Origin of the sequence: Selenihalanaerobacter shriftii, assembly GCF_900167185.1 — a bacterium.
Taxonomy (GTDB): Bacteria; Bacillota; Halanaerobiia; order Halobacteroidales; family Acetohalobiaceae; genus Selenihalanaerobacter; species Selenihalanaerobacter shriftii.
Genome location: NZ_FUWM01000025.1, coordinates 17,302 through 31,859 on the forward strand (window position 1 = coordinate 17,302; position 14,558 = coordinate 31,859).

15 protein-coding genes and 2 pseudogenes are annotated in these 14,558 nt (G+C 28.0%); 4 read left to right on the plus strand and 13 right to left on the minus strand.

Translation table 11 applies throughout. The features are described 5' to 3' along the window. Positions 1–316 precede the first annotated feature (316 nt). Positions 317–1,225 carry a tyrosine-type recombinase/integrase gene (locus tag B5D41_RS12045; RefSeq protein WP_078810905.1) on the minus strand — a complete coding sequence of 303 codons (909 nt, stop codon included), beginning with the start codon at positions 1,223–1,225 and terminating at the stop codon, positions 317–319. A gap of 51 nt (positions 1,226–1,276) precedes the next feature. After that, on the minus strand, positions 1,277–1,705 hold the full coding sequence (locus tag B5D41_RS12050; protein WP_078810906.1) for a hypothetical protein: 429 nt from the start codon (positions 1,703–1,705) through the stop codon (positions 1,277–1,279). 213 nt (positions 1,706–1,918) lie between these two features. Here B5D41_RS12050 and B5D41_RS12055 point away from each other — a divergent pair, with 213 nt between their 5' ends. Beyond that, complete coding sequence (locus B5D41_RS12055) at positions 1,919–2,344, plus strand: CBS domain-containing protein (RefSeq protein ID WP_078810907.1); 426 nt, start codon at positions 1,919–1,921, stop codon at positions 2,342–2,344. A gap of 111 nt (positions 2,345–2,455) precedes the next feature. Here the strand turns inward: B5D41_RS12055 and B5D41_RS14590 are convergent, their stop codons facing one another. After that, on the minus strand, positions 2,456–2,674 hold the full coding sequence (locus B5D41_RS14590; RefSeq protein WP_407695268.1) for an asparagine synthase: 219 nt from the start codon (positions 2,672–2,674) through the stop codon (positions 2,456–2,458). Positions 2,675–2,935: 261 nt separating this feature from the next. Here B5D41_RS14590 and B5D41_RS14020 point away from each other — a divergent pair, with 261 nt between their 5' ends. Beyond that, positions 2,936–3,100 carry a histidine kinase gene (locus tag B5D41_RS14020; protein ID WP_143555716.1) on the plus strand — a complete coding sequence of 55 codons (165 nt, stop codon included), beginning with the start codon at positions 2,936–2,938 and terminating at the stop codon, positions 3,098–3,100. 34 nt (positions 3,101–3,134) lie between these two features. On the opposite strand, the gene B5D41_RS14155 is transcribed toward B5D41_RS14020, so the two are convergent. Next, entirely contained in the window at positions 3,135–3,281 is a 147-nt protein-coding gene (locus B5D41_RS14155; RefSeq protein WP_159442955.1) for a hypothetical protein, read from the minus strand. A gap of 256 nt (positions 3,282–3,537) precedes the next feature. On the opposite strand from B5D41_RS14155, the gene B5D41_RS12065 reads away from it, so the two are divergent. After that, entirely contained in the window at positions 3,538–4,245 is a 708-nt protein-coding gene (locus B5D41_RS12065) for a hypothetical protein (RefSeq protein ID WP_078810909.1), read from the plus strand. An 88-nt stretch (positions 4,246–4,333) separates the two neighbouring features. Here B5D41_RS12065 and B5D41_RS12070 read toward each other — a convergent pair whose 3' ends face one another. From B5D41_RS12070 to B5D41_RS12100, 9 genes and pseudogenes are all read right to left on the minus strand, one after another. Then, positions 4,334–6,472 carry an ATP-binding protein gene (locus tag B5D41_RS12070; RefSeq protein ID WP_159442956.1) on the minus strand — a complete coding sequence of 713 codons (2,139 nt, stop codon included), beginning with the start codon at positions 6,470–6,472 and terminating at the stop codon, positions 4,334–4,336. 319 nt (positions 6,473–6,791) lie between these two features. Next, positions 6,792–8,255 (minus strand): M16 family metallopeptidase, encoded by a 1,464-nt coding sequence (locus tag B5D41_RS12075; RefSeq protein WP_078810911.1) that lies wholly within the window; start codon positions 8,253–8,255, stop codon positions 6,792–6,794. Between the two features lie 79 nt (positions 8,256–8,334). Continuing rightward, on the minus strand, positions 8,335–9,684 hold the full coding sequence (locus tag B5D41_RS12080; protein ID WP_078810912.1) for a M16 family metallopeptidase: 1,350 nt from the start codon (positions 9,682–9,684) through the stop codon (positions 8,335–8,337). A 207-nt stretch (positions 9,685–9,891) separates the two neighbouring features. Beyond that, positions 9,892–10,068, minus strand: coding sequence for a hypothetical protein (locus B5D41_RS14160; protein ID WP_159442957.1), 177 nt, complete (start codon positions 10,066–10,068; stop codon positions 9,892–9,894). After that, positions 10,061–10,195 (minus strand): annotated as a pseudogene (locus B5D41_RS14595) (methyl-accepting chemotaxis protein); the annotation flags it as partial. The pseudogene B5D41_RS14595 and the gene B5D41_RS14160, both read right to left, overlap by 8 nt. 477 nt (positions 10,196–10,672) lie before the next feature. Continuing rightward, positions 10,673–11,824 carry an amidohydrolase gene (locus B5D41_RS12090; RefSeq protein WP_078810914.1) on the minus strand — a complete coding sequence of 384 codons (1,152 nt, stop codon included), beginning with the start codon at positions 11,822–11,824 and terminating at the stop codon, positions 10,673–10,675. A 21-nt stretch (positions 11,825–11,845) separates the two neighbouring features. Continuing rightward, the gene (gene glsA / locus B5D41_RS12095; RefSeq protein WP_078810915.1) at positions 11,846–12,757 is read right to left on the minus strand and encodes a glutaminase A; all 912 of its coding nucleotides are present in this window, start codon (positions 12,755–12,757) and stop codon (positions 11,846–11,848) included. 189 nt (positions 12,758–12,946) lie between these two features. Then, positions 12,947–13,366, minus strand: coding sequence for an AMP-binding enzyme (locus B5D41_RS14420; protein ID WP_327293211.1), 420 nt, complete (start codon positions 13,364–13,366; stop codon positions 12,947–12,949). A gap of 45 nt (positions 13,367–13,411) precedes the next feature. Further along, positions 13,412–14,215: pseudogene (locus B5D41_RS12100) on the minus strand (AMP-binding protein); the annotation flags it as partial. Between the two features lie 140 nt (positions 14,216–14,355). On the opposite strand from B5D41_RS12100, the gene B5D41_RS12105 reads away from it, so the two are divergent. Next, the coding region (locus B5D41_RS12105) for a helix-turn-helix domain-containing protein (protein WP_143555717.1) at positions 14,356–14,558 on the plus strand (203 nt) is incomplete at its 3' end.

Consider the following 14,558-nt stretch of genomic DNA (forward strand, 5'->3'; position numbering starts at 1 on the left):
TTTACACCTCCACATACATGACATGAAAATATTTTTTCATGACGCAATATAGAATAAAATAGACTGAAAACAACAATATATTATTAAATTATATATATTAATTAGATATTTTTCACATATATCCTGCATATTTTACTAAAAAAAATAATTTTATTAATTTTTTACATAATATTCATTACATATATAACGTGAAAAAATATTTCCAAGTAATGTTTACTAAAAAACCTTGCTTCTAAACATATCAAAACAAAAAAAGACATGTGTAGAATTATTCTACACATGTCTTTTAAATATTTAATATATACTTTTATTAAAATTAATTATTATATGAAACCTTATTTACAATTTCATTTAACCGTTTTTGATCATTATGAAGATACCGTTGTAAACTAGCCAAATTTTTATGGCCTGAAATTTGTTTTATTTCGGCTAAAGTAGCTCCATTTTGACATAGATGACTTAAAAAAGTATGTCTACATTTGTGAACAGTTATTTCATTAGATAAACCTGCCTCTTGGACCCACCGTTTAAAATGATACTGTAACGTCCTCTTACTAAGCCTATTATCTCTCTCACTTACAAATAAAGGATTGTCTTCAATATTAATTTGTTTTCTCTGTTTTAGATATTTATGAAGATATGGTAATAACTCCTTATTAATTCCTATCATTCGAGACTTACCACCTTTACCTTTAACTACTCTTAATGTTTTATCTTCTAAATTAATATCTGATAAATTTAAATCAACACATTCACTAACCCTTATACCTGTATATAATAATACAGCTAAAATACATTTATCTCTAATATTATTTCTCGAAATTTCTTTAATAACATTAAATAATTTATTAATTTCTATTTGTCTAAGATAGATCTCTGGAGTTGGTTCTTTTTTAGGTAAAGATAAATCAGAGGTTATATTATCAGCTAACTTCCTTATGTTAGATAAATAATGCCAAAATGATTTGAGACAAGCAATTTTACGACAACGGGTTGTATTTGAATGTTCTAATTCCTGAGCTAAGTAAATAATAAAATTTCTTAGATCTTTTAAATCTATATCTTGTAAAACTATTTTCTTTTTATTATTTTCATTATAGTACTCTTTATACCATCTTAAGAATAATAAAATATCATATTTGTATGCTTTTAATGTGGATTGAGCATAACCTTTTTCTGCTTCAAGCCACTGCAGAAAATCTTCCATTAAATCTATAACTTTCATCTTTTTCCCCCTCAAAATTAATAGAGATTTTAAAATGAATACAGATCAATTTTAAGGATCGATTTCTATTATATTTTTTAAGTTAACTATGTACAATTTACCATTTATCATAGATAGTTCTATTGAAACCTGTGTATTATAAGTAACTATTGAATTATCTTCTCTTTGTTCTAGTTTAATATTTAAACTTCCACTATAAGTACTAATTTCATCTAAAATAGAAACTTCCAAAGGCTTTATTTCCATTTCTAAATATTTTCTTTGAGTCCATAAATCTTCTACATGTTGTAAATACTCATCTCTCGTATAATCTTTATCTTCTTCATAAATAAGTTCTTCATCTTTGTAAACTTTTTCTTTATCATTAAAAACATTCGGGGTTATGAAATACTTAATTTTTTCCTTATCTTGACTAATCCAAGCTGCAAACCATTTCTGTATTATATCTCTAATTCTGTCTTCAGTTTTTCGATTACTCATTTTAATTCCTCCCTTTTCTTAATTTGTCATCTTTAAATATCTGATAAAATAACTTTCAATATACTATTACTACGCTAAGGAATTAATTCCCTTTATAAGATTAAATTTGTTATCTTTTTCTAAACATTGATTTTCTAAAAATAAATTTAAATTTATGATTAAAAACTTCTTTAGCTACATAACCTAACCTTAAAAAGGAGGTAGATAATCTCAATGGAAATCACAAATGTAATGACTAATAATGTGTCAACATTAGAACGTAATTCTACTGTTAGAGAAGCTGCAGAAATAATGCATAATTTAAATGTTGGAGCTATCCCAGTCTGTGAAGGTTCAAAGCCTATAGGAATTATTACAGATAGAGATATTGCAATTCGTAATACAGTCAGTGATGGAAATGCAGAAACACCTGTAGAAAAAATCATGACTAATAACTTAGTCTATGGTACACCTGACATGACTGCCAAAGATGCTGCTGAATTAATGGCATCAAATCAAATTAGACGATTACCAGTAGTTGATAATGATAATTTAGTAGGAATTGTTTCACTAGGAGATTTAGCGGTTCAATCTAAATCAGACATGGAAGCTGGAAAAGCTTTAACTTCTATTTCTGTTCCAAGTAAACCTAATGATTAAAGAATAAATTCAAACTAAAATTTAAAGCCGCTACAAATTTGTAGCGGCTTTAACAATATACTAAAAGGAACCTACATATATGTAGGTTCCTTCTAGCTTTAAACTCTAATTTTATTGTTGAGGTTCCTCTTTCATCTGCATCATCTTATTATCTGCAGGACCATGTTCAATTAAATCAATAGCACCTAAAAAAACATGAGCTAAGCCAAAACCTGCTATTCCCCAACCCAACACAGGATTAACAGTTCGAAGTCCAATTCCTACCCCAGTAACTACAGTACCAACTACAGTAGGAATTGCTCCCTCTCTTACTTTAGTCTCCTGTTTAATAATAATCCCTCCTAATTAGAGTTCATATTTAGTATAAACTAAAACTAATTGAATTATTCAATTATTCTTTACACAGGGTAAATTCTTCATAATAATAGGTTTAATCAGTCTTATTGAAATATTATTTATTGGCCAAGGCTATTTCTATAAGTTAAAATTATATATACAGAATTTATAATCAAGCAGGATTTTTAATTGCAATTAGAGAAATATCCATATAATAATTAAATTTCCAGTTTTTGAAGAAAGGAGTTATTAAGCATGAGCCAAGAAAATATACAAGATAAAATTAAAGATTTAAATAATGAAATAAAAGATTTACAAAGAAGGATGCCTGCTCATTCAATAAAAATTGAGATGATGCAAAAATTAGAGGATTTAAAAGCAGAATTAAACACTTTAAAGTCTAAATTAGATAATTCATAATTACTAACACTAATATTCTTAATTATTCTCAAAATTATATCTCTAAAAAACACTCTTCATGAGCCAAACCAAAGTCTGTTGAGATTACATTTTCCCTTTTAGTAACACTTTCTTCACAATAAATACATTTAGGAGCAGAATGGTTTATTCTATTATTTTTATTATAAATTGAATCAGTCATAATTAGACCTCCTCCTTCAATAGAATAATTAAATTAATAAAATTTAATTTCTAAATTTAGTTTTTACTAATTTTAAATAAACCATTCTTCCTTTTATTTATATCCATAGTCAATAGATTTAGAATATAAACTTTTTTCTAATTAAAATTTCAATTACTAAATTCATCATAATTTATGTGTAATAATAATATACTTAATTGGCTTCAAATATTTAATTTACATATATTGTTGAACATCTTAGGAAGGAGGTATAATAATGAATAAAATATTTATATTATTAGCGTCAACTTCTCTTTTAGGATTTATTGTAGGGATGATCAAACCAAAATTAGTAATTTGGTGGGGAAATAATCAAACCAGAAATAACGTTGCTAAAATATACGGTATAACTTTAATTGTATTTTTAATATTAACTGGGATTACTATGCCAAAAGATAGAGTAGTTCAAACTAGTCAAGAAAGAACACAATCAGATAAAATAGCTACCAATCCTACTGATCAAGAATCTTTATCAATGTCATCAAAAAACAATAAAACTCCTAACTTTAAAGAAAATAATGAATCACCTACAGTAAACATAAGTAATTATGTTTTAAAACTCATTAAGGAAAGTATAGAAGAACCTAACAAATATCTATTAGACCATAATTATTCTAATAATATATTAACAATAAAATTAATCACTAGTGCTAATAAAAACTTAACTGTAGATACAATTCGTAAAAGAATTTTAATAAATAGTCAAGAAATCTTCATTAAACATTTTAATAATAATACTAATATCTCTAAGTTAAAACTTATTTGGTGTCTTAACTTTATAAGTACAAAAGATAATGAAAAAAATGAAGTACTTCTTATTCAAATGAATAAAAATAGCTTTGAAAAGATTAATTGGAATGAATCATCTATAGATGATATCATTAAGTCTGCAAACCAATACTGGATTGCACCAGCTTTAAAATGAAAATTTAAGAGAGGTTAATTAGCCTCTCTTTCTTATTATATATTTTATTTCTATAATAATTTGCATAATAAAGCTTAATTTTTTAAAACTATAAATCATATATATCTGAAAATTCCACATCTATTCTATCAATTAATTCTTCTGCTGAATGAAAATAATTATTTGAAGATATCTTCTTATCTTCTTCTATTACATTAATCGGAAGTTTTATAATAAATTCACTTCCTTTCTGATATTCACTGTTTACAGTTATTTCACCATTATGCATCTTCACTAATAATTCAACAATAGCTAAACCAATTCCACTACCTTCACTATTTCTAGTAAAAGACTTATCAGCTTGTCCAAAACGTTTAAATATTATTTTCTGTTTATCTTTTGGAATACCAATTCCTGTATCTTTAACTGAAACAAAAATATCTTCATCATCTTTATACATATTTACTGATATTTGATCACCAACATCTGTAAATTTTATAGCATTAGAAAGAAGATTTAACATAATTCTCTCAATATTAAAGGGATCACAAGCAGTTATTACTTCACTTATATTAGAATTAAATTCTAATATGCAGTCTTTATGCTTTATATAGTCTTCAACTGAATAAGTTATATCTTTAATAAGATTTACTATATCACAATTTTGTAAATTTAATGTAAATGAATTAGAATCTATTTTAGTAATATCAACTAAATTATTTACTAATCTTAATAATCTATATCCATTTTGATTAATAACATCTATATATTTACCACATGATTTATTATTATTAGAATTTAGATTATTCTTTCGATATAAATTTAGCATCTGTAAAGCAGAAAAGATTAGATTTAATGGTGTCTTTAGTTCATGAGATAGATTAGCAAAAAATTCTGCTTGTAATTGATTATATTCTAATTCTTCTTTTAATAATTTTCTCTCAGTAATATCAATCCCGGAACTTAACACTCCCTGGAATTCACCTTGTTCATTATATAGTGAAGTATTATGCCACGCCATTATTATTTCTTCCCCATCTTTATTTATAATTTTATTCTCATAATAATCAATAACTTTTGATTTTTGGCTCATTACTTTCTTGCACTCTTTTTTCAGTTCACCTTTTTCTTTTTCACTAACAAAATTGTCAATCCATTTTTTACCAATAATTTCTTCTCTGTTATATCCTAAAATTTCACATCCTTTTTGATTAATTAATTCTACTTCTTTATCTTTATTTATAATTAAAAATATTATCTGTGAAACATTTAAATATTTTTGTAACTTATTTTTTTCATGTTTTAATTCTTTATTAGTTTCATTCAATTGATTTATGTGACTATATAATTGTTCTTGCATCTTATCTAATGAAGTTAATAAATTCCCTATTTCATCATCTGTTTTACATTGAGGTAACTCAATATCAAAATTGCCTTTAGCTATATTACTAGCAAAATTTGAAGCAGTTATTATTGGAGATAAAAAATGGTCTGTTAAAAAATAAACAACTATTCCAATTAAGGTCATAATACAAAATAAAATTAGAATAATTCTATTTCTAATTTCCTTTACTCTTTGTTCTACTTCATTTACATATATCCCTGTTCCTAATATCCATTTCCAAGGTTTAAATGCTGTAACATAAGCCATCTTAGGTTCTACCTTTGTTTGATCATCATAATATTGCCATTTATAATCCATATATGCATAAACTTGCTCTTTAAGAGTTACCATTATTTGCTGAAAACTTTCATCTAATTCGTTTGCTACAGAGGTTGCTTGTGATTCATCTGTTAGAAAAAAAGTCTTACTTTTATTATTAATATCCATAAATTTTAATGGTATATCGGTAATTTTAATTAAATCATTTAATTTATTACCATTAAGCTTAGGTTTAAAAGGATGTATAATTATTTGAGAATCAAAATTTAAAATCCAAAGATACTTCTTCTTCTTAGGACCATAGGTAGATTCTTTTATTATATGTTTTGCATTATATTGTGCCTCTTCTTGACTGATTTTACCTTTTTGAGCTAATTCATAATAATGTTGTAAGATACCTACTGAAGAATCTACAATTCTCTTCATTTGAATCTTCTTTTCTTGATATATTTCTTGCTTAATACTAGGTAAAATAAATAAATTAATTATACTAACTGTAAAGACTATAATAATAAAAATTATTATTATCAATTTTGATTTAACACTATTCGTTATTCCTATTATTAATTTATGAACCCTCAGCATCTTTTTTCCCCCTAAAGTATCTTCCAAAAAACACATAAAAATATACTTTCTTAATGATTTTTAATATCTTTATGCTATTGGTATATTAATATATTTAGATTAATACATATAATAACTTCTATGCAGGAACAAATGTTCCTGCAATCTCAGGAAAAAAATGTAATATTTATTTAGGAATAGTAAATGAAAGAATATAATTGACAGGAATTAAAGAGGAAATAATTTAAAATTACACCTTCTCTTACTATATAAAATGCTTAATCTCCTTTATTTCCTTCTGCATAATAAAAAAGAGGACTTTATAAGCCCCCTCTAAAAATTAATTTATTTCAATAACCTTGATTTTAATTCCTTTCTTCTTAAATTCAGGAATCAATTTCTCTTTATTTCCTACAATTACTGTAAGAAACTTTTCTGGATATGTATATTTAGCAAAAGATTTTTGAGCTTCTTCAACAGTAAGACCATTATATTTCTTTATAAATTTATTCATATAACTAGCTTTTCTATTCTTTATCTCTACATTATAAATAACCTTAGATAAAATATTTAATTTAGATTTATATTTTTTAGGATAAAGAGCATTATAACGATTTATGATCTTAAATAACTCCTCATCTGTTATCTTAGCTTTTCCACTTTTAATAGCCAGCATTTCTTCCTTAATAGCTTCCATAGTCTCATAAGTTTTATTAGGTTTTACTTCCGTAGTAATATAATAATCACCATCCAATTGATCATAACTATCATTAGAATGAACACCATAAACATAACCTTTTTTAACCCTTAAATTTTTCATTAATCTACTTCCAAAATCGCCTCCACCATAAACCCGGTTAGCTATTGTAAAAGGAATTCTAGATTGAAATTCATCACTAAAAAAACTATATCCCATTTTTATCTTAGCTTGAGTGGCGTCTGGTTTATTAATAATAATAACCTTATTATAATTTTTTCCATCTACTTTAAGCTTAGACTTTTTAAGATTAATTTTATCTTGAGGCCAATTTTTAAATTCTGCTTTAATTAACTGCTTCATCTTACTTATATCTATATCACCAACTATACCTAATATAGTATTATTAGGCGTAATATTTTGATTATAGAATTCTTTTAGACTAGCAGGTGTTATATTAGCTAAAGCCTTTCTTCTTAAATCTAAATCATATTGAAATGAATATGGGTGGTTATGGTAGATAGTCTTGTAAAAATACATATTGAGTAAAGAACTTTCCTGGGTTTTTGCCTGTAATAAACTTTGTAAAGTCTGTTGTTTAATTCTACTAAAATAATCGGCATTAAACTTTGGATTTTGAAATAAATCAGCCATTAATGAAATCATATCTTTCTTATCTATGCTTAAGGCATCACCAGAAAACTTAGTATAATCATTTTTAACACTAAAACTAAAATCAATACCATGTAACTCTTTATACTTAGAAAATTCTTCTTCCTCAAAATTTTGAGTACTTGTATTCATCATTGTAAACATTAAATCAGAAATTCCAGCTACATTTTCTGTTTCCTGCCTTCTTCCACCTTTAATATAACCTACAACTTCAATAATCGGTAAAGTATGATCTTCCACAAGATAAATAGTTAAACCATTATCTAACTTTACTCGTTCATAATTAGGAATATCGACATGAGGCACTTTATTCTTGCTTTCAGCTAATTTTTCAAACAGTTCTTTATTAAATTTACTTTTAGCAAAAGATTCTTGAATCAAAAAGGCTTGTAATAGAATAACCATAATTAACAGAATCATTATAGATTTCTTCATTGCATATCACCTCAACCCTATATTAATCATAATTATTAATCTTTATAAACTCAAATTGATTATTACTAACAAATCACTATCACTTTTTAGGTACAATATACCCCACAGTTCTGTTATTTTTAGTAAAATATTCTTTAGCAGCTACGATAATATCATCTTTAGTGAGATTTTTTAATCTTTTAATTTTCTTTTGATAAAGCTTTGGATCATTATACCTAATAACACTTTTAGCTACTGTATGAGCAATTTCAGAAGTTTTCTTTTGGTTAAAGATTGTCTTCTTTAATGCAGCTTTCTTAACTATTTTAAGTTCTTCATCTGTAATTCCTTCATTGATTAATTTCTTTAATTCTTCATCAAACGCATTCTTCACTTGATCAATTATCTCTTTCTTCATAGGCATAGTATAAATAAGAGCAAACCCCGGCTTACGTAATTCTACTGGGAAGGCTCCAACCCTTAGAATCATATTTTTCTTCTTCTTCAATTCAGATTTAACTCTAGAAGTAGAATTATTTATCCAAATATCCAATAACGCCTCTATAGCTATCATATCAGGATGATTGCCTTTTGGAATTTTATAAATCATACCTATAATTGGTAACTTTGTATTCTCCTTTACTTTTATAAATCGTTCTTTAGTCTGTTTAGGCTCTTTTATATTTAACCTATCTATTTCTTTTGATTGATAATCACCATAATACTTTTTAGCAAGCTTATGTACCCTCTGAGGATCAACATCCCCTGAAACTACCATTACTGCATTATTAGGAGCATAATATTGGTTATAATATCTTCTAACATCATTTGTATTTATATTCTTAAGATCCTTCATCCAACCAATTATCTGATGATGTAATGATGATTCTTTAAAAGCTTTAGCCTGAATCTTTTCTAAAGCTGAATTAAAAGTAGTATTTTCAACTCTCTTTCTTCTTTCTTGCATAACTACCTCTTTTTCTCTTTTAAATTCCTGAGGGTCTATCTTTAAATTACCCATTCTGTCGGCTTCTATAGCCATAGCCAACTCAAGTTTTGTTGATGGAATTTCCTCATAATACATAGTATAATCATAATAAGTACCAGCATTATTTATACCACCTGTAGACTTAATAAGTTCATGAACTTCATCTTTTGGAAGGCTTTCTGTTCCTAAAAACATAGTATGTTCTAAAAGATGTGATATACCTGAAAGACCTTGTGGTTCATCGATCGAACCTACTTTATACCATACAGCAAACTTAGCTAGTGGTAGTTGATGATCTTCAAAAACATAAACTTGTAAACCATTATTTAATTTAAAATATGAGTAATTAACTTTTGGTACAAATAATTTTCCTTTTACATCTTGCTTTTTAGCTAACCCTGCACATCCAGTGAGGGCAAGCACTATTAATGAAATTAATAGTATATATATAACTTTTTTCACTCTAATCCCTCCTTCCTTTAATGTTATATCGTATGTAACTTAATACTAGTTTAATATAATAATTATTACTATTCTACATACTGTATTTCTTTATTATAGACAACTATCCTGCAACTTTAAGCAAGAAAAATTTGATAAGAAAATCACTTTTCAAATTAATACTAATAGGCATGCCTATTAGTATATCAAATTATATTAAACAACTAATTATAATTTAAATTTGTCTACTAAATTATTTAAATCTTGCGCCATACCAGCCAATTCTTGTAAAGAAGTAGAAATTTGCTGAATAGCTGCCGACTGTTCTTCAGTAGCACTAGAGATTTCTTCACTTCCACCGGCAATTTGTTGTCCAAAAGAAGCAATTTTGAGTCTATTCAGCAAGTTCTCTAACTTCCTCTGCAACTACTGCAAAACCTTGTCCTTGTTCTTCTGCTCTAACTGCTTCTATTGCTGCATTTAAAGCTAATAAATTGGTTTGATCAGCTATATCAACTATAACATCTACAATATCTGCTATCTCCTCTGAAGCATTATTGAGCTCACTAACCATTGCACTAGATTCTTGTGAAGATTTTAAAATTCTCTTCATTACATTTTGAATTTCTTGCATTTTTTCCAAGCCATCCTCGGCTAAATCTCTCACATCATTAGCAACTTCATTCATATTTTGAGAAGTATTATTTAAATTTTCCGTATTAGTAATAAACTCTTGAGTTGAAGCTGCAACTTCCTCTATAGAAGCCGAGGCCTCTTCACTAGTAGCAGATAATTCTTGAGTAGTAGATGCAGTATTTTGTGCAGCCTCTCGTACATCTTGTAGCATATCTTTTACTGCATTTTGAGTACTAATCAATGCGTGACCTAAAGTTCTTAATTCATCTTTTCTACTTAAAAGCATTTCCGGTACTTTGATAGTAAAATCACCTTTAGAAACTTCCTTCGACATCTACTCCTATTTATTACAAAATTATTCAATTATATATGACTAATCTTTAACTTTCTCTCCATTAATAAATACGTCTTCTATATTTGACTTAATATCTAAAGGGTCACCATCAAAGATGACTAAGTCTGCATCTTTTCCTACTTCTATACTACCAACTCGGTCAGCTAATCCTAAAATTTCTGCTGGATTAATAGTAATGGCTTTTAAGGCATCTATTTCATCCATACCGGACTTAACAGCTAATGCTGCATAAATCGGTAAATTTTCAATCGGCATGACTGGATGATCACTTACTAAAGCAACTTTAACACCAGCACTAGCTAAGATTCCTGGTGTTTCAAAAGAAACTTCTTTTAATTCCACTTTAACTGCGGCACTCATACTAGGTCCTAAGGTAACTGACACATCTGTAGCCATTAATTCATCTACTACCTTATGTCCCTCAGTACAATGTTCTATAGTAATATCAATATCGAATTCACAGGCTATTCGCAATGCTGTCATAATATCATCAGCTCTATGAGCATGAATTTTTAAAGGGATTTCTTTATTAATTACTTGTGCTATACTTTCTAAACGAATATCTCTATTAAATGATTCATCTTCCTTTTTAGCCACACTCTTTTCAGTTAAATAATCTTGGGTATTCATAAATGCCTCTCTTAGTAAAGCAGCTACTGCCATTCTAGTGACCGGTGACTCATCTTGTTTTCCATAATAATCTTTAGGATTTTCACCAACAGCAGCTTTAATTCCCGCTGGACTTTTTAATACCATTTCATCAACAGTATTTCCTTTTGTCTTCATTACTAATACTTGACCACCTATGACATTAGCACTCCCTGGTCCTGTCATTACAGTAGTTATTCCATTTTGGTATGCTTTAGCTAACCCCAATTCATGGGGGTTAACTCCATCAATAGCTCTTAAGTGAGGAGTAACTGGGTCAGAAGTTTCATTAAAATCTTCTCCTTCCCAGCCTAAACCTTCTTCATCAAGCCCTAGATGAGTATGAGCATCAATCATCCCAGGGATTACAATTTTATTATTGGCATCTATTATTTCTTCTACTTCATAAATTTCTATATTCTTACCAACATTTTTAATCTTACTACCTTCAATAATAATACTACCTTTTTCAATGATTTTATCAGCCATTGTAATAATTTTGGCATTTGTAATTGCTATCATCTGATTTGCTCCTTTCTACGATTAATAAATACTTAAATCAAGTTTTTTAGATAATTCTTCTAATATTTTCATCCCCACAATACTATTCCCTTTTTCATCTAAAGCAGGCCCATAAGTACCTATTCCGAATCTATTAGGAACTACAGCCATTATACCTCCACCTACCCCACTTTTGGCTGGTAATCCTACTGTTAAAGCAAATCTTCCGGACTCATCGTACATTCCACAAGTAGCCATTAATGTTCTAACCATTTGGGCAATATTTCTAGGGATTACTCGTTCACTGGTCTTTGGAATTACACCTTCATTGGCTAAGACAGATGCCATATTAGCAATATCAGTACAAGTAACTGCAATTGAGCATTGTTTAAAATATAGTTTAACTATATCTTCTACCTGTCCTTCAATTATATCCTTGTCCTTCATATAGTAAGCTAAAGATCTATTTCTATTACCGGTTTCTATTTCAGATGAATATACCTCATGATTTATATCTAAATTTTCATTTCCAGATAATTTTTTAAAAAGATCTATTATTCTTTGGAATTTTTTGAGACTATTCTTCCCTTTAATCATTGACGTTACAGCAATAGCCCCGGCATTAATCATAGGATTATATGGCTTGTCTGCACCGGTTAATTTATTTATTGAATTAAATGGGTCACCGGTAGGTTCCATTCCTACCTTGCTAAATACTTTTTCTTTTCCATTATCCATAATAGCTAATATCAAAGCAAGTGGTTTTGAAACACTTTGAAGACTAAATTTTTTTTGACATTCCCCGATACAGAAGGAGTTCCCTTTTGTATTTATGATACTTATACCTACATCAGTAGGATCTGCTTTAGCTAACGCAGGTATATAAGTTGGTACTTTACCATACTGATGATAATGACTATACTTTTCTAAATCTTTTTCTAATAATCGTTGTATATTCAATATAACTCCTCCTACTATATTGAATATTATAATATATATTTCAAACTTTTATTTAATTATTTTAAAAGTTTTTATGTTTATAGTCATAAGTGACTAAGTTTTAATAAACTATTTCTAGCAAAATTAATAGACTGAATATATATGATTTTATCAATATCCAGTCTATTAGTTAGACATAATACCCTATATTTCTTTTAATACCTTCTTATCTATTTTTCCAGTAGCACTTTTAGGTAACTCATCTACAAATTCAATTAACTTCGGTATTTTATAATTAGCAAAATAATCCATACAGAACATCTTAATTTCTCGATCTGTAGCCTCTTCACCTTCTCTTAAAACTATAAAAGCCTTTGGGATTTCTCCTCTTAATTCATCTTTTGTAGCTACTACAGCTACCTCTAGTACTTTAGGATTCTTATATAGTTGTTCTTCTATTTCCCGAGGATAAACATTCATTCCACCTACATTTATCATATCTTTTTTTCTATCAACGATAGAAATGTATCCATCATTATCCATTTTACCTAAATCTCCAGTATGAAACCAGCCATTTCGTAAAGCCTTTTCAGTAGCTTTAGGTTTTTTAAAGTATCCTTTCATTACATTAGCACCTTTAACAGCAATTTCTCCTATTTCACCTCTAGGTAGTTCTTCATCATTTTCATCAACAATTTTAGCCTCTACTTCAGGAATAGGTAATCCTACTGAACCAGGTTTTCTAATGCCATCAATTGGATTAACATAAGCCACTGGTGAGGTCTCTGTTGGACCATTTCCTTCAATAATTATAGTATTGAAGGTCTTTTCAAAATCTTCCATTATCTTTAACGGCATAGCTGCTCCACCAGATAAACATAATTCTAAACTAGATAAATCATATTCTTCCTTATTTCTAACATTTAAAAGAGCCGCATACATAGTGGGTACCGCTGCAAAAAATGTTACATTCTTTTTCTGAATAGTCTTTAAGACTCTTTCCGGTAAGAAACTCTTCATAATTACAATACTAGCACCTAAAAAGACTGGCATTAACATACAAACCGTCTCTGCAAAAGCATGAAACATAGGTAATACACAAAGATAACGACCCTCTTCATCAACTTTTAGATGTTTAATTGTTGCCTCCGTATCAAATATAAGATTATGATGAGTTAACATAGCTCCTTTTGGATCACCGGTAGTTCCAGATGTATATAGACAAGCAGCCACATTATCTTTAGATTAATTCTTTACCTCAGGATAAGATTTACCACCATTATAAAATTCACTTAAATTTTTACAATCATCTATCTTCTCACCCTCAACAATTATGATCTTTTTTAAATATTCTAAATCACACCCTTCAATTATAGGTAAGAATTCCTGAGAAGTAATTAATACTTTAGCCTCTGAATTATTTAGAATATATTCTATAGCTGGGGGTTTATACATAATATTTATAGGTACCATTATAGCTCCAGATTTAATAACGCTTCATTGTAAAATTAACTTGAACTAATAAAAAATTAATAAAAAAATGCCCATAGTGGACCAAACTGTAATATAATTAAATCACCACAAAATAAAAACATTACAGGAGGGTGCACACTATGGACTACTTAAATAATACACCAAAATCTCGAAAAAATAAACACCTAAATGCTTATGAGCGTGGTCAAATTGCATTATTACATTCCGAAGGAATGTCTGCTTATGCTATTGCAAAACGCTTAGGTAGAGCTTCTAATACGATTAGAAACGAGTTAAAGCGTGGCACAGTTTCTCAAATTAAAGGTAATAAAACTGTTAATGT